The 15,226-nt window shown below is 60.4% G+C and carries 13 protein-coding genes and 3 pseudogenes; 10 read left to right on the forward strand and 6 right to left on the reverse strand.

Annotated elements, in window-relative coordinates:
* Positions 1–187: 187 nt before the first annotated feature.
* Positions 188–1,604: pseudogene (locus ABIB80_RS34910) on the reverse strand (nickel-dependent hydrogenase large subunit); the annotation flags it as partial.
* A pseudogene (locus ABIB80_RS34915) lies at positions 1,601–2,128 on the reverse strand (NADH-quinone oxidoreductase subunit B family protein); the annotation flags it as partial. The pseudogenes ABIB80_RS34910 and ABIB80_RS34915, both read right to left, overlap by 4 nt.
* Before the next feature lie 341 nt (positions 2,129–2,469).
* On the opposite strand from ABIB80_RS34915, the gene ABIB80_RS34920 reads away from it, so the two are divergent.
* Positions 2,470–2,715: a DUF6894 family protein gene (locus ABIB80_RS34920; protein WP_279692847.1), complete on the forward strand. Its 246-nt coding sequence runs from the start codon at positions 2,470–2,472 to the stop codon at positions 2,713–2,715.
* Positions 2,716–4,092: 1,377 nt separating this feature from the next.
* Complete coding sequence (locus ABIB80_RS34925) at positions 4,093–4,362, forward strand: DUF3551 domain-containing protein (protein ID WP_502917002.1); 270 nt, start codon at positions 4,093–4,095, stop codon at positions 4,360–4,362.
* Between the two features lie 7 nt (positions 4,363–4,369).
* Here the strand turns inward: ABIB80_RS34925 and ABIB80_RS34930 are convergent, their stop codons facing one another.
* The 3 genes from ABIB80_RS34930 to ABIB80_RS34940 all read right to left on the reverse strand — a co-directional run bounded on the left by ABIB80_RS34930 (position 4,370) and on the right by ABIB80_RS34940 (position 6,614).
* Entirely contained in the window at positions 4,370–4,717 is a 348-nt protein-coding gene (locus tag ABIB80_RS34930; RefSeq protein WP_354129137.1) for a hypothetical protein, read from the reverse strand.
* Between the two features lie 146 nt (positions 4,718–4,863).
* Complete coding sequence (locus tag ABIB80_RS34935) at positions 4,864–5,121, reverse strand: BrnA antitoxin family protein (protein WP_354129138.1); 258 nt, start codon at positions 5,119–5,121, stop codon at positions 4,864–4,866.
* 149 nt (positions 5,122–5,270) lie between these two features.
* The gene (locus ABIB80_RS34940; protein WP_354129139.1) at positions 5,271–6,614 is read right to left on the reverse strand and encodes an LLM class flavin-dependent oxidoreductase; all 1,344 of its coding nucleotides are present in this window, start codon (positions 6,612–6,614) and stop codon (positions 5,271–5,273) included.
* 566 nt (positions 6,615–7,180) lie between these two features.
* On the opposite strand from ABIB80_RS34940, the gene ABIB80_RS34945 reads away from it, so the two are divergent.
* The 8 genes from ABIB80_RS34945 to ABIB80_RS34980 all read left to right on the forward strand — a co-directional run bounded on the left by ABIB80_RS34945 (position 7,181) and on the right by ABIB80_RS34980 (position 14,652).
* Positions 7,181–8,110 carry a TauD/TfdA dioxygenase family protein gene (locus tag ABIB80_RS34945; protein WP_354129140.1) on the forward strand — a complete coding sequence of 310 codons (930 nt, stop codon included), beginning with the start codon at positions 7,181–7,183 and terminating at the stop codon, positions 8,108–8,110.
* Between the two features lie 88 nt (positions 8,111–8,198).
* The gene (locus tag ABIB80_RS34950) at positions 8,199–9,206 is read left to right on the forward strand and encodes an ABC transporter substrate-binding protein (protein ID WP_354129141.1); all 1,008 of its coding nucleotides are present in this window, start codon (positions 8,199–8,201) and stop codon (positions 9,204–9,206) included.
* Positions 9,203–10,069, forward strand: coding sequence for an ABC transporter ATP-binding protein (locus ABIB80_RS34955; protein ID WP_354129142.1), 867 nt, complete (start codon positions 9,203–9,205; stop codon positions 10,067–10,069). Before ABIB80_RS34950 ends, ABIB80_RS34955 begins: the two co-directional genes overlap by 4 nt.
* The gene (locus ABIB80_RS34960; protein WP_354129143.1) at positions 10,062–10,937 is read left to right on the forward strand and encodes an ABC transporter permease; all 876 of its coding nucleotides are present in this window, start codon (positions 10,062–10,064) and stop codon (positions 10,935–10,937) included. The genes ABIB80_RS34955 and ABIB80_RS34960 overlap by 8 nt, the downstream gene beginning before the upstream one ends.
* Before the next feature lie 490 nt (positions 10,938–11,427).
* Positions 11,428–11,715, forward strand: a complete 288-nt coding sequence (locus ABIB80_RS34965; protein ID WP_354129144.1) for a helix-turn-helix domain-containing protein — start codon at positions 11,428–11,430, stop codon at positions 11,713–11,715.
* A 167-nt stretch (positions 11,716–11,882) separates the two neighbouring features.
* Positions 11,883–12,302 (forward strand): HipA N-terminal domain-containing protein, encoded by a 420-nt coding sequence (locus tag ABIB80_RS34970; protein WP_354129145.1) that lies wholly within the window; start codon positions 11,883–11,885, stop codon positions 12,300–12,302.
* 124 nt (positions 12,303–12,426) lie between these two features.
* Complete coding sequence (locus ABIB80_RS34975; protein ID WP_354129177.1) at positions 12,427–12,996, forward strand: HipA domain-containing protein; 570 nt, start codon at positions 12,427–12,429, stop codon at positions 12,994–12,996.
* A gap of 1,272 nt (positions 12,997–14,268) precedes the next feature.
* On the forward strand, positions 14,269–14,652 hold the full coding sequence (locus tag ABIB80_RS34980) for an ImmA/IrrE family metallo-endopeptidase (protein WP_354129146.1): 384 nt from the start codon (positions 14,269–14,271) through the stop codon (positions 14,650–14,652).
* 11 nt (positions 14,653–14,663) lie between these two features.
* Here ABIB80_RS34980 and ABIB80_RS34985 read toward each other — a convergent pair.
* Positions 14,664–14,894, reverse strand: a pseudogene (locus ABIB80_RS34985) (DNA methyltransferase); the annotation flags it as partial.
* Positions 14,895–15,226 lie beyond the last annotated feature (332 nt).

Below are 15,226 nucleotides of genomic sequence, written 5' to 3' on the forward strand. Positions count from 1 at the left end.
TCGGCTTTGACTTTTCGATGACACAAACGGTAGCAAGAAGCAGGCCAACAGCCTGGAGAGATTCAAAAGTGCAGAGATTCCATAACGTTGCGAATTTGAACCACTTTCATGAACGGTACGCGAGGACGCTGCGAACACGAGAAGCGGAAACAACTCGATTTGCAGCCGGCAACGAAGTTTCCGGTCCATGCGTGGTGCACGCCATGAGGGATCGAACGAGCGCACGATGTGCCGGATCGCAACCGCACGCGGGCCGGCGTCGCCGACATCAGTGCCGACCAGCGCCTGCTCCAGCGGGCTGCCGACGTCGAAGGAATCGCGCGGCGAGAAATTCCAGGTGGTCGGCGCGATGATCTGGTAGCGCTCGATCTTGCCGTCGCGCACCGCCATCCAGTGCCCGAGACTGCCGCGGGCGACCTCGACCAACCCGACATAGCTTCCGTCGGGGAGCTTGCGCGATTTGTCGCAGAACGGCTCCGACAGCCGCAGCGCGCGCGTCCACTGCTCCATGGCAAGCGCGATGCGCGCGGTCTCGATCAGCCGCGCGATCACGCGGCGGCGCACGTTGGTGCCGTCCCGCGCGACCAGATCCGTGATCAGTGCCTGGCCCGCCACCGTCTGGCGCGCGATCGCACCGCCTCGATCGGCTGGCTCGACAGCCGCGGCGCCTTGCACCAACTATAGGCCGCCGGCTTGTCGGGATCTGGGACTGTGCTGCTATGGGCGGGATCCGCAAAGGAATTCACGCATCAGGCAGGCGAGACGTCCTCGGTGATCTGCGTCAGCGGCAGCGGTTCGACGATTGCGCGCTGGCTGAACGGGCCGCGCGGAAACAACTCGCTATCGGCACCATGATAGGCGCCGTAGCTCATCATCGGCCCCGTGCCCCGACCGAGCCCGGTCAATGCCAGACTGTCCGCAAGCCGCAGGAAATGCGCGAAGTCGCCGCGGCCATCGCGCCAGCCGTCCAGCTCGTCGGCGGTTGCGATCGCCAGCACGTTCTCCAGCGAATCCGCGAAGACGATACGCTCGAGGAAACTTCGAAACGCCGTCGTGATCGACAAGAGCAGGATCCGCTCGCCGAGATCGATGGCGCGCGTGGTGCCGCCGGGCTGGAACGCCAGGCTGTGGGCCATTTTCCGGCAATGATCCCATGGTCTCGAACAGCCGCGCCCGCGCCGGCAAGGCACCGCGCTGCCGCGGGTGGCGGCAAAGCGCTCGCGCGCCTCCTCGTGCCAGCCACGGGCGGCATAGGCCTCGCGGGCAAAGTCCGGCATAAAGAAGATGTAGAAACGGGTCAGATGGTCGGCCGCGTTCTCCGCGGCAGGGGGAAGTTGGTGGCGAGCTACCCGTTGGGCGCCGCCTCGATCGACATGGCGGCGCGCAGGGCGGCCGCAGCCGCGACCGATTACAAGACCGAACAGATGCCGCGGATCCGCGGTGCCAGCGCCAGCGCATCGAGCGGCGACCGACAGGATCTGCTCGAAACCTCGGTAGAGCGGCGCCGTCACCTCGGCGCGCATGACGCGGCCACTCTCGACATCGAGGCGGACTTCTAGATCGCCCTCGACGCGGTTGAACGGGCCGATCGTGATCCGCGTCATGGCTTGCGCTTCGTCGTCGCGCGACCCGGCGGCACGACCACATGGTCGGCGGTCGCGTTAAGCCGCACGCGGCGCGGCGTCGCGGACTTCGACAACGCGGCGAGCGCGACGAACCACGCCTTCGGCACGTCGGTCGGAAGCCCGACCGGAATGCCCGCGAGCTTGGCGGTCTCCAGAAAGTTCTGCGCCCCTTCGAAGCGCGGCGACGTGCAGGCGATGCAGGCATAGCCGGCCTTGGTGCAGGAGGTGCCGCCGTTCCAGGAGCGCAAGTTGCAGTCGCCGACCGCCTGCGTCGCCTTGCAGCCCAGATGCTCCATCAGGCAGCCGCGATCCGACATGGTCTCGGCGCTGGCCTTGAACTCGTAGAACTCGTTGCGCGAGCAGCCGTGATGGGCAAGGTGATTGGCGAGGAATTTGGGCCGCCCGTAGGAATCGAGGTCGGTGGCGGCAAGGTCCTTGGTGGTCAGTGCCAGGATGGTTTCCATCATCCAGCCCGGATGCGGCGCGCAACCCGCGACGTTGACACGTCAACATCGCGACTGAGCTGCTTCCTCGAGCACCAGACGAATCACAGCGTAGGAAAGCGCTCGCACCGGCCTTGCAGATCCAAATGGTCCGCAATTATCGGACAATCCGTGTGATGAAATCCGTCGAAAGGAGCGCTCGAACGCGGAATTTAAGCGTCAAAGCGGAACGCGTTGCATTTATCAATATCGACATCTCGTTACTGTACAGCATCGAACGCAACACACGAGCCGATTGTTGCGTAGTCCCAATTAGCGGTGCTCGCTGCCTCCTGCCAAGCTTGGTATACGTCTGCGAAAATTTACTCACCAATAGGTCTCTGTTCAATTGGGAGTTCGCCTTGGGACGTTTCTACTTTCACCTACGTGCCGGCGACGAGATTACGCTCGATGAGGAAGGAACGGAGCTACCAGATTTATCTGCGGCTGAGGGTGAGGCCGTATTAGCCGCGCGCGAGCTTCTAGCCGAAGCGATCAAGAGTGGTACGCCAGACGTGTCGGAGGTTTTGGTCATCGCAGATGAAGTGGGGCGACCGCTCAGTACCGTACCCCTTGCAACCGTTCTGCCGAGGCTCTTAAAGAAGTAGGGTGCCTCAGTTCGTGATCTGAGCATCATCCCGACGGTATTGCCGGTCCCGAGCATCCTTATTGCAGACTTATCGGCTTGCCATACGGCAGCGCCGCTATCCAAACTGCTGGATGGTGGTCCGACCGGCAGCAGCGTCACTCGAGCGAGCGCTGGATCGCGCGCAGGCCTATTTCTTCAGGCGAACGCCCCTTCAATCTCCGATTCGTGATGGCCCGCTTTCGCTTCTAGGTACCTCCGCACGACGCGTGGAAGCAGGTCTTCCTTTTAAGGTCGCACGATCAGCCTTGTATCTTGTCTATCCGCCCCGCATTCCCGCGGACACGGCTGCGCAATCAACGACGTGTAGGCGTCTCGCACCCTTTCACGGGCGCCGGATTAGCCAGGGCTGAAGATCAAATAGAGCAGGATCGCGGCTACGACGACTGTCCAGCCGATCGACGTGGCGAGAGCCCATACTTGCGGCGGCATCGGACGGCCTCTCCCGATGAAGCTAACGAAGAGGTCGCTGGCGCTGGACAGCGATCTCTTGGACCCGCTTCAAAGAGTCTTCGAGATGAAAGCCCTTACCCAGGGTCCACCACTATCAAACGCCGGACTCGCCACCCTGTGAAGTCAAAAACGGTTCAGAGGCCATGGAACAATCGTGACGTTGCGAGCGCGACACACCTAGTAAGCTAGGCCAGCACCCGTGGAGGGCTCGTCCTCGGGCCGAAGCCAACCAATTTGGTATAGAAATGAGTGACAGTGCACGGCGCGCAAGCCGGCGGCTGAATTGTGGGCTATTTCACAATGCTGATATTTAAAGTGAGCTAGATAAGCGTTCGCCAAGGGCCAAATATCGATTTGCCGGGCAGCAGATGGAACGCAAGCTATCATCATTGGAGCGGCAGGCTGCCGACGCTCTCCGTCGTGCAAGAAGGTTACCTATTGGCGCGGACCGCAACGACTTACGGCAACTTGCCCGAGGGCTTCTTTGGCTGCACCGCAATGGCATGGATGCGTTGATGAACGAACGTAGTGGCAATTGGTTAGAAAAGCCGGGGCTAACTGCCGCAGCGCAATGACAGGATGGACCAAACGCCGACATGAGACCGTCGGCTTGAAATGATTGAGGTCCCAACTGAGGCGCGCTTGCGAAGCCGCAATTGGGATGGTCAAATTGAAAATGAAAAGCGCGAGCGCAGCCGAGTTTTATCCGTCCCAAGCGATGAAGGCCATCTCCGGTCACGCGTGATACTGCGCGAGTATCCTCTACGGTTAACCTATTCGGGACCACCACCTGCGTAGTTTTGTGAGCGAAAACGTGAATTGACTTGGATCAATATTGCCTCCTGCTTAAGTGCACTAGCGTTGTGTCGACTTCGAGGAGGTTCCAATGCGCACTGTAGCTTTGACTATTCTGATGATGAGTATGGTTTTGGCAGCAGGGCAAGCCTCGGCTCAGACCTATGATTTTTCGCCTGCGCCTGCAGGGCCGGATAGCTACTGCTTGCAAGGGCGCATATGGGGCTATCCCGGCAATTGCCAATTCTCCAGCTACGCCCAATGCATGGCCACTGCGAGCGGTACTAACGCCTATTGCGGGGTCAATCCCCAGTATGCGTTCGCGCGCCAGCGGCGCGGCGCCAATCGGGACCGATACTGAGCGGCAGTCACGCGGTATCGTAGCACGGTGCTGTCGGCGCAATAGCGGAGGAGCTCGCGAGGGATTCAGCGCAAACGCCAGATTGTGCTGTGCGATTGGCGCGCGCGCGAAGGACGGCATCGATCTTCGCAAAGTCCGTGGTGAACCGGACCTTGCCGAGCGCAGACGCAGTGTCCTTGCGCCCATAACGGAACACTTTCTGGATGAGCTGCAAAACGTTCAATCCGCGTCTCGTTGCACTGCCGCGGTCGAGCTCGGGGTCGTGTTCCCAGAAGCCGTCCGGGTCGAAAAAGATCATGGGCGTGAAATCGGCAGCCGTCTTTGTCCTACTAGTCTGTTCCGCATCCTCGAACACCTCGCGGAGAGTGCCGCCACACCTTGCGCGTAGACGGTACCGGTGCGCGATTGGGTAGCAGCGCCTCTTCCGGATGCTATTGTGGAATGACTTGGCATACGTGGTCGCAAGGGGGGAGGCGCGCCGGCGTTACAGTCGCATCGAAATCAAGTAGCAGCGATCAAAGCTTGTACGTCAAACGGGGCGAAGCAGCTGTCGAGGGACGGTCCTACAGTGTCGCACGTCACGCGCGCTTCTTCGGCTTCGTCTTCTGCTGCATATAGGACCGCAGCACCACGTTGACGGCGCTGATAGCCTTCGCCCTCGCGCTTGAAGAACTCGAGCACGTCGTCATCGACGCGAATGGAAATCGCCTTCTTCTTCGGCGGAATCAGGAGCACGGCATCCGACCAATCGACGTCCATGAACTCCTGCCAGTCGGATCATTCTTGCTCGCCGCTTCGATCTCCTCGTCGGTCGGCGCATCAACACGCCTCCAGTCAGTCTTGCCTTCCGGCGATCCCCCCATTTTCGTCGCACGATCGATTGGATCAAACCATTTCTGCCAGGCGACCTATGCAATCGCCCGAACCAAATTGGAGAAGAGGCTCGCCGGCCGCCTCAGGCCGTAATGATCGCGCAGCGTTGTGCCCCTATAATCGTGACGGAACAGACCGCGCTTGCGCAGAATGGGCACGACCTGCTCGGCGAAGATGTCGAAGCCGCCGGGCAGCCAGGGCGGCATGACGTTGAAACCGTCGGCCGCGCCATTCTCGAACCAGCTCTGAATGCTGTCGGCGATCTTCTCCGGCGGTCCGGCAATCACCCAATGGCCGCGGGCGCCAGCCAGGCGCTGCACGAGCTGGCGAATCGTCGGCTTCTCGCGATCAACGATGTCGATGACCAGCTTGAATCGGCTGGCCACCCCGCGGGCGCCCTCGGTATCGATCAGATGACGAGGAAAGGGGCCATCGAGGTCAAACCCGGAGAGGTCGAGACCGATCATCTGGCGCAGCTGGCTCAGCGAATACTCGGGCTGGATCAGCTCGTTGAACTCGTCCTGCAGCCGATCGGCCTCGATCTGCGTGCTGGCGATGAAGGGACTGATGCCGGGCAAAATCTTGATCTGATCGGGACTGCGGTCGAAGGCGCGCGCCTGACGCTTGACGTCGGCATAGAATTCCTGGGCGGTCGCTAGTGTCTGATGCGCGGTGAAGATCGCCTCGGCGAAACGCGCCGCAAAGGCACGTCCGTCGTCGGAAGAGCCGGCCTGGACATAGACCGGTCGTCCCTGCGGCGTCCTTGAGATGTTGAGCGGCCCACGCACGCGGAAATGCTTTCCGATGTGATTGATTGCGTGGATCTTGCCGGTGTCGGCGAAAACACCCGATCTGGGGTCGTTGACGAGCGCGTCGTCTTCCCAGCTGTCCCAAAGCCGCGTAATGACGTCGAGATACTCCCGCGCCCGCTCGTAGCGTTCATGATGAGGAGGATGCTCTGGCAAGCCAAAGTTCTGCGCGGCCTGCGGCGTGCTCGTTGTCACGATGTTCCAGCCGGCCCGGCCGCTACTGATGTGATCCAGTGAGGCGAACAGCCGCGCCAAGTTGTAGGGCTCGGTGTAGGTCGTCGATGCCGTGGCAATCAGGCCGATCCGGTGGGTGGCGGAGGCGATCGCGGTGAGCAGGGTGATCGGCTCGAGCCGAAACCGCTGCGCATATCGGACATTGTCCGCCAGCGCCGGACCATCGGCGAAGAAGACCGCGTCAAATTTGTGCGCTTCAGCGCGCTGCGCCAGCTCCTGATAGTAGGTGACGTCGAGGATGCGATTAACTTCCGAACTCCGGTGGCGCCAGGCCGCCTCGTGATGGCCGTCTGGATAGATGAAGAAGTTGAGGGAAAGCTGCCGTCGTTGGCTCATTTGTGAGATCCGCGTGCATTGGGAGCTGTAGCAAACGAGACTCTACGTCTGCAGTCACGTTGATGTCGATGAAATGAATTTGCATTGTTTAGTTGGATGCAAGCACGAAGCTTGCGAGCAGAACGCCAATCAAAGACGAGGGAGGTCGTCACGACGAGAAACGGCGGTGGTTGTAACGATTTTATCGCGTCTCTTGACGAGAAGTGCGTTGCGTCGCGTCAAATTGCGCTCCTCTTGCGACCGGGCGGGCAGTCATCATTATGAATCTTTCAGTGTCAGCATCGACGGCGAAGCGTTCGTTTGCCTATCGCGGAAAACAAAGCTGGTTTCGTTTCATTGACTGACGATCGATCGCTCGTACCATTCAAGGCCTCAACGCGAGGTCGTTTCATCATGCTCCAATCCGATCCCACTGACCGATGTCCCGGCTCGGGCCGTCTGCCGGAGCACGTTGCGGCCGAGTAGGGCCCCTAGCCTGAAATGATTTCATTTATCTCCGCCGTCGTTTCCGCGACCGGCGCATGGCGGAGCTTTGTCCAGGGGATCGCAGTGACGAGAGCACGACCATGAGCAACACGACAACAATCGATAACGTCATTCCGCGCGCCGACATCGTCAAGCGTGCGGCCAGGCTCGGCGCCGAGATCAGGAACATCAAACTGTCGGGCGATCTTTCGGACGAGACCATCCGTGCCATCAATCAGGTGCTGCTCGAGCAGAAGGTCATCTTCTTCCGAGACCAGGGACATCTAGACGATGCGGAGCAGGAGCGCTTTGCCATCAGGCTCGGCAAGCTGGTGCCCCATCCGACGGTCGGCGCGATCAAGGGCACGTCGTCGATCCTGGAACTGGATTCTGGCCGCGGCGGTGGCCGCGCCGACCAATGGCATACCGACGTCACGTTCGTCGACGCCTATCCGAAAATCTCGGTGCTGCGCGGCGTGGTGATTCCGCCCTACGGCGGCGATACCGTCTGGTCGAACACGGCGGCAGCTTATCTCGATCTGCCGGCGGCGCTACGCAAGCTCGCTGACGAGCTGTGGGCCGTGCACAGCAACGCCTATGACTATGCCGTGAAGACGCAGGCAACCGAGGCGGACAAGAAGCACTTCGACGAGGTGTTCACCGGAACGATCTATGAGACCGAGCATCCGGTGGTGCGCGTCCATCCCGAGACCGGCGAGCGCACGCTCGTGCTTGGAAATTTCGTCCAGCGCTTCGTCGGCCTGCCGAAATACGACGGCCAGAAGCTGTTCGACCTGTTCCAGTCGCATATCACGGCGCCGGAAAACACCGTGCGCTGGAGCTGGGAGGCCGGCGACGTTGCGATCTGGGACAATCGCGCCACGCAACATTACGCGGTCAACGACTATGGCGACCAGCACCGCGTTGTGCGCCGCGCCACCATCGATGGCGATGTACCGCTCAGCGTCGACGGTCGCCGCAGCGTAACGCGCGTCAAGACATCCAAGCCCCAGACCGCCAAAGCCGCTTGATACGGATTAGCTCACGAGAGTCACAATGATGAACGCTATACTTCGATTGCTTCGCGCAGGGCGCGCCCGCTTGGGACGTGCCACCCGCATGACGTTGCGGGTTTTGTTGGCCGGCGCCGTGGCGCTCGGCCTCACGGCTCCGGCATTCGCCGAGCCGCCGCTCGAGAAGACCGACATCCGCTACCAGGGATCGGCCGGGCAGGTGACGTTTATCGAGCTGGCCGAGGACCTCGGTTATCTCGCGCCGCTCAAGCTCAAATGGGTCGGCAACACCATCAGCGGGCCGCAGGACATCCAGACCGTCGTCACCGGCGATATCGACATCGGCGGCGCGTTCTATGGGGCGATCCTCAAGTTGATCGCGGCGAAGGCCCCAGTCAAGGCGGTGGTCGGCTACTACGGCTCCGATGCCAACACCTATTATGGCTACTTCGTGAAGGACGATAGCCCGATCAAGACCGCGCGTGACCTGATTGGCAAGAAGGTGGCGGTCAACACGCTGGGCGCACATTTGGAATTCGTGCTCCGCGAATATCTGGCTAGGTCCGGCCTCAGCGCTGGTGAGGCCAGGCAGGTCACGTTGGTGGCGATCCCGCCAGTCAGCGGCGAGCAAGCGTTGCGCCAGGGCCAGGTCGAAGTGAGCGCGTTGAGCGGCGTCTTGCGCGACAAGGCGCTTGAGCGCGGCGGCATCCGTTCGCTTTTTAATGACACCGATCTGTTCGGCCAGTTCACCGGGGGGGCCTATGTACTGCGGGACAAATTCATCAAGGATAATCCCAATGCCTCGCGCAAGCTGGTGGAGGGGATTTCGCAGGCGATCCAATGGGCGCAGACCACACCTCCGGAAGAGGTCAGGGCCCGGTTCGACAAGATCATCGCTGAGCGCAAGCGCAATGAGGATGTCTCCTTGATTAAGTACTGGAAGAGCACGGGGGTTGCGTCCAAGGGCGGCGTGATCTCGGACAGCGAAATCCAGGTGTGGATCGACTGGCTGGTGAAGGACGGCCTGTTCAAGCCGGGTCAGGTCAAGGCTTCCGACACCTACACCAATGCGTTCAACTATTTCCGTCCCGGAAGGACGGCGGAGGCCCGATGACCACTGTGAAGATCCGTTTCGAGCATGTCCGCAAGGAGTTCGTCGTGCGCGGCGAGGGCGGCGGACCAGGCCGCCATTTCACCGCTCTGGAGGACATCACGCTGGATGTTCGCTCCGGCGAATTCCTCGCCCTGGTTGGCCCAAGCGGCTGCGGGAAATCCACCTTGCTCGATCTGCTGGGCGGGCTCTCGCTGCCGACCAGCGGCCGGATTCTGCTCGAGGGCCGACCGATTGCAGGACCTGGTCGCGACCGCGGCATCGTGTTCCAGCAGTATGCGCTGTTTCCTTGGCGCACCGCCGAACAGAATGTCGAGTTCGGTCTCGATATCGCAGGGCTCAAGCCCAAGCAGCGGCGCGACATCGCGCGGCGTTTCCTCGACCTGGTTGGGCTCTCCGGCTTTGCCGACCGCTATCCTCATGAGCTCTCCGGCGGCATGAAGCAGCGTGTCGCGATCGCGCGAAGCCTCGCCTATGATCCCGAGGTGCTGCTGATGGACGAGCCGTTCGCCGCGCTCGACGCCCAGACGCGCGAGACGCTGCAGGGTGAGCTGCTGCGGATCTGGCGCGCGACCGGCAAGACGATCGTCTTCATCACCCACGGTATCGACGAGGCCATCGTGCTCGGCCAGCGGGTGGCAGTGATGACCTCGCGCCCGGGCCGGATCAAGCAGGTGTTCGACATTCCGGATGTGCTCCGCAGCGACGATGACGACGTACGTTCGCTGCCCGAGTTCGGCCGCGTGCGTCACGAGGTTTGGAGTCTGTTGCGCGAGGAAGTCTTGAAAGCCCAGCAGGGACAGTTGGCCGGCGCCATTGGCACGCAGCGTGCCGCCCGCAAAGTGGAAGAGGTTGCTCATGTCTAGTCTCGAAATGTTGATATTGCTGGAGGTTGCGCGCTGGCGCCGAGAGCCGCTCACCAGCGTGGAACGCCCGGCATCGCCGGTGCTGGACCGGATCCGAGCCGCGGCCCGCGGGCTGGCTGCCTTCGGGCACCGCTCATTGCTGTTGATTGCCCTGTTGGCTGCATGGGAGGCGGTTCCGAGGCTCGGGCTGATCGATCCCGTGTTCCTGCCACCCTTCTCGGAGGTCATCGCTGCGGGCTGGCAGCTTGTGCAAACCGGCGAGCTCTACGATGACGTCTCCGCCAGCTTGCTGCGCGCTTTGAGCGGATTTCTGATTTCGGTCGCGTTGATCGTTCCGCTCGGCGTGGCCGTCGGTTGGTATGCGCGACTTGGCAATCTCGTGAACCAGTTCATCGAGATCTGCCGCAACACGGCGCCGCTTGCGCTGCTGCCGGTGTTCATCCTGTTGCTCGGAATCGGCGAGCTGTCGAAGATCACGATGGTAATCTATAGCTGCGCCTGGCCACTCCTGCTCAACACCGTTGCCGCGGTGAAGCAGGTCGATCCGCTGCTGATCAAGTCGGCGCGCACCATGGGGGCGACCCCGCAGCAGTTATTCCGCAAGGTGATCCTGCCGGCAGCACTTCCCACCATCTTTGTCGGGATACGCCTCGCCAGCGCGTCAGCCATGCTGGTGCTGGTGGCGTCCGAAATGGTCGGCGCCAAGGCCGGCCTCGGCTACCTCATCATCAACAGCCAGTACAGCTTCCTGATTCCGCAGATGTATTTCGGCATTCTCAGCATCACCGTCATCGGGCTGGCGTTCAATGCCATTGTGGAGGCACTGGAGCGGCGCTTCATGCGGTGGAAAGCGCCAGTGACGGCATGAGATTTGGGATCAGGCGCCGCTCGGAACGTTCCGCGCGGTGGCCTGCCTCACCATGCTGGTCGACGGCACGTCACGGATCAGCCAGACATCCGATGGTCGATCCGCGGCCGATCGTGATTCGGCCAAGGATCGTCTCGCCGACGTAGATCACGACGCCGTCGTCTAGGATCGGGTGGCGGGTGTCGCCCCCTGATCACCTTGCCCTTGTCGTCCGTCGGAAAGTCGCGCCTCGAGGGTGACCGCCTGATAGATGAAGACAATTATCCCCCTATAATGGCCGATCACGACCCGGGTGCGTAATCGGTGAAGAAGCCGGAGCCGATGCCGGCGCCGGGGGTCCATATCGATGCCGATCCAGTTCAATTTGACACGTACGCGCTATGTCAGCACTCCATGACCTTCGAGGATGTCATCGAGCGCTGACATTTCGTGTTGTCAACGAACGCAGACTTATGAGAAAAGTAAGCGAACGTTGACATTTGGAAATCCCATGCTCTTACGCACCCCGGCCGAACTCGGCGCCATCCTTCGCGACCGGCGCAAGAAGCTCAAACTCGATCAATCGACGTTTGCCAAGAGCATTGGCGTCAGCCGCCAATGGGTGATCGAGGTCGAGCACGGTCACGCGCGCGCTGAGCTCGGGCTGATCCTTCGCGCTCTTGACGCCCTGGACATTCGCCTGGATGCGAGCACCGACCAAGCGCCCGCCAGCGGGGTCATCAGGCAAGCCGTCGATATCAATGCCATCGTGGCCAAGGCCACGAAGAAAAAGGCATGACCAGCGAACTTGTTGCTCTGCTGGATGGTCGCGAAATCGGCCGCGTGCGCAATGACGCCCGCGGCCGGCTCACCTTTGTCTATGACAAAGACTGGCGCTAGGCCGAAGGAGCCTATCCGCTGTCGCTGTCCAAGCCGCTCGCGGCCGAAGAGCACGGTCCTTCCGCCGTGCAGGCTTTCCTCTGGGGACTCCTGCCCGACAACGAACGCGTGCTCGAACGATGGGCTCGAAGATTTCAGGTGTCCGCACGCAACGTGTTTGCTCTTATCTCTTACGTCGGCGAGGATTGCGCGGGTGCCATTCAGTTCGTCACGCCTGATCGGCTGGACGCCTTGCGAAGCGACGCCGAGGACAAGGTCGATTGGCTCGACGACACGGCGATCGCCAAACGTCTACAAATCTTACGCGAGGATCACGCCGCATGGCGGTTGCCGCGCGATACCGGACAATTCAGCCTTGCGGGTGCCCAACCCAAAACCGCCTTGCTTCTGCAAAAGGGCAAATGGGGAATTCCCTCTGGGCGCATTCCGACGACGCATATCCTCAAAACCGCCGACCGGCCATTTCGATGGACACGCGGAAAATGAACATATCTGCCTCATGCTTGCGCGTAATCTCGGTCTGCCCGTCGCCGACACCGAGGTGATAAATTTCGGATAGGAAATCGCCATCGTCATCGAGCGCTACCACCGGCAGTTCAGTGGGAACGAGATCGTCCGTGTCCACCAGGAAGATATCTGCCAGGCGCTCGGCATCCTGCCGACCATGAAGTATCAAAACGATGGCGGACCAAGCCCTGCCGATGTGATCGAGCTTTTGCGCACCTACTCCACGGATCGTGTCGCCGACGTTGACACGTTTGTCGACGCGCTAGGCTTCAATTGGCTGATTGCGGGTACGGATGCTCATGCCAAGAATTATTTACTGCTGCTGGCCGGAGGCCCTCACGTACGACTCGCGCCGCTCTACGATATCGCCAGCATTCGTCCCTACGATGACGTCGATCTGCAGAAAATCAAGCTCGCGATGAAAATCGGCGGTGATTACAAGCTCAGCCAGATTAGTTTACGCGATTGGCAGAAGTTCGCGCGCGAAACGCGCCTCGATCCTGACAAGGTGATCGCCGGACTAATTTCCATGGCCGAGCAGCTTCCGGACATTGTAGCCGCCGTACGGAAGCAAGCGCAGAAAGACGGATTGGACAATGCCATCATCGGGCGTCTCGCCGAGCACCTGATCGCAAGAGCCGGGCAATGCCGTCGACTGCTCGGTGAGGCATAGTTTCCGGCGATGGCCGCCAGCAGCATCATGCTGATCGGCAGCATGGTGCCGATCAGCATGATCGACATTCGTTGTCGACGCCAATGATGATCATCATCGGCAGCACCAACATCAGCACCACCGTGATCGGCCGATATCGATGTCGACGTCGACGATGTCAGTGGGTGTCGCTCCGTGGCAGCCGCGTAGTCGCTGCGGGTAGCATCACCTTACGACATGGCTCCGGCAGACACGATTTCTCCTCTGCGGGCTTTTCTAATTCGCTGTTTGGCACGGGCCCCAAATCAATGACGTTTAGGCGTCTCGCACCCTTTGGGGAGCGCCGGATTAGCCAGGTCCGAAGATCAAATAGAGCAGGATCACGGCCGTGACGACTGTCCAGCCGATCGACGTAGCGACAGCCCATACTTGCATCGGCATCGGATGGCCTCTCGCGATGAAGCTAGCGAAGAGGCCGCTGGCGCTGGACAGCGACCTCTTGGACCCGCCTCAAAATGTCTTCGAGATAAATGTCTCCCGGGTCCGCCACAATCAAACGCCGGACCCCCCCTGTGAAGTCAAAAACGATTCGAAGGCCAATGGAACAATTGTGACGTTGCAAGAACGGCACACCTAACAAGCCAGGCCCAGCATAGTGGAGAGTTCTAACTCGGGCGGAAGCCAACCAATCTGGCAGGGACAATGAGTGATGGTTCCTGGCGCATAAGGGAATGAATTGTGGGCTATTTCACAATACTGATATTTGAAACGGGATAGACAAGCATTCGCCAAGGTCAAATATCGATTTCAGGCAGCAGTTGGAACGCAACCTATCATCTTTGGAGCAGCAGGCTCTCCGTCGTGCAAGAAGGTTACCTATTGGCGCGGACCGCAACGACTTGCGGCAACTCGCCCGAGGACTTCTGTGGCTGCACCGCAACGGCATGGATGCGTTGATGAACGAACGTAGCGGCAATCGGTTAGAAAAGTCAGTGCTATCATAGCTTGGAGCCTTGAGGATGCGGCCCTCGCGAGCATTCGGGCGTTAGTTCTCGCTCGGGCGGCATTTGGTCAACGCTTCCTCCGTAACTCGCGGGCGCAGCTTGATCCTTCCGCATTCGCCGAAGTCACGTAATCGCACTTCGGTCCGGCGGCGCAGACCACGCTCGCTAGTTTGGCCGCACGGTATTGCACAGTGTACCGGCATTCACTTGTGAGGCCGCCGCTGGAATCATGTGAACGTCGTGCAGGTAGACGAATGGGTTCGAACGAACATCAACATTGGGGGAAGAAATGGCTTATGCATTCAAGCTTCCGGAATCGCAAGACACCATCGAGCGTCAGCGCGTAACTCTTTTGGAGGAGTACTGGCACATCCTTCTAGGCCACAAGCTCACGAAGATTGCCGGGGTAGCCGAAGCATATGGCAGAACATACGATAAATCAGAAGAACACGATGCCTACTATTTGGCCTCGGCGGTACTACTGCCGAGGGGAGCAGTAGTCGAAGCGGTGAGCAAAAAATATTCTTCGGATGAGATTGCGCAGTCATTTGGTACGTCCGCTGAATTGGTCGAGTATCCAGGCGCGGACCAGAAGGGTTTCACAGTGGTGGCCCAGTTCGACCATGATCCAGCGGCGGCCCATTTAGTGCGCAACGGCGCCGGTGGTTCCTGACCAGCGAAGGAATCGAGGACAATGTCGCCCGGCGCCGTAGCTATACGAAGCACTCGTTCGATCAGCCGTTCTGGTTTCGGTGTGTCGAATGCTGCTTCGTCGGGGAACAGAGCGCGAAGTTCGTTTTTAGAGGTCCGGTTGCTACCGACCTCCTCCTTTTTCCAGAGCGTGCGGGGCACAAGCGCGCCCACCTCGGTGAGGTATTTCTTGATGCTGGGCCGAGCTTCGCCCTTCGGACCCACCAGATGCGTCCGTCAGCATCCAACGCCTGAAGTTTTTCTTCCGACGTACGCCAAAACCTGCCCGGCGGCGGGGAGAACGTCCGGCCGCTCGGCCCGACTATCGAGTAGAATCGCCTTGGAATAGGGCTTGTTGGCGTAGGGATCACCGGGAAGCCAGTCGCCACGATGATCGCCGTCAGGATTGCTGTAGATCGAGTTCGACTCGGCCGTTCGGGGCAGCCTGTTCGGCTTCCATTCCGTGCGATTGGGGCATGGCCTCAACCGCCAGCCGCCGGTAATCACCCTTCATGCATGCAAGGCCTGTCCTTGCATTCTCTCCAGCCGATGTTACC

Origin of the sequence: Bradyrhizobium sp. i1.15.2, assembly GCF_040548425.1 — a bacterium.
GTDB classification, from domain to species: Bacteria; Pseudomonadota; Alphaproteobacteria; order Rhizobiales; family Xanthobacteraceae; genus Bradyrhizobium; species Bradyrhizobium canariense.

What these genes read in the sequence shown, in the direction of transcription:
- ABIB80_RS34925 (WP_502917002.1), top strand. Translation starts at nt 4,093, where the DNA reads ATGCGCACTGTAGCTTTGACTATTCTGATGATGAGTATGGTTTTGGCA.
- ABIB80_RS34935 (WP_354129138.1), bottom strand. Translation starts at nt 5,121, where the DNA reads ATGGACGTCGATTGGTCGGATGCCGTGCTCCTGATTCCGCCGAAGAAG.
- ABIB80_RS34940 (WP_354129139.1), bottom strand. Translation starts at nt 6,614, where the DNA reads ATGAGCCAACGACGGCAGCTTTCCCTCAACTTCTTCATCTATCCAGAC.
- ABIB80_RS34945 (WP_354129140.1), top strand. Translation starts at nt 7,181, where the DNA reads ATGAGCAACACGACAACAATCGATAACGTCATTCCGCGCGCCGACATC.
- ABIB80_RS34950 (WP_354129141.1), top strand. Translation starts at nt 8,199, where the DNA reads ATGACGTTGCGGGTTTTGTTGGCCGGCGCCGTGGCGCTCGGCCTCACG.
- ABIB80_RS34955 (WP_354129142.1), top strand. Translation starts at nt 9,203, where the DNA reads ATGACCACTGTGAAGATCCGTTTCGAGCATGTCCGCAAGGAGTTCGTC.
- ABIB80_RS34960 (WP_354129143.1), top strand. Translation starts at nt 10,062, where the DNA reads ATGTCTAGTCTCGAAATGTTGATATTGCTGGAGGTTGCGCGCTGGCGC.
- ABIB80_RS34965 (WP_354129144.1), top strand. Translation starts at nt 11,428, where the DNA reads ATGCTCTTACGCACCCCGGCCGAACTCGGCGCCATCCTTCGCGACCGG.
- ABIB80_RS34980 (WP_354129146.1), top strand. Translation starts at nt 14,269, where the DNA reads ATGGCTTATGCATTCAAGCTTCCGGAATCGCAAGACACCATCGAGCGT.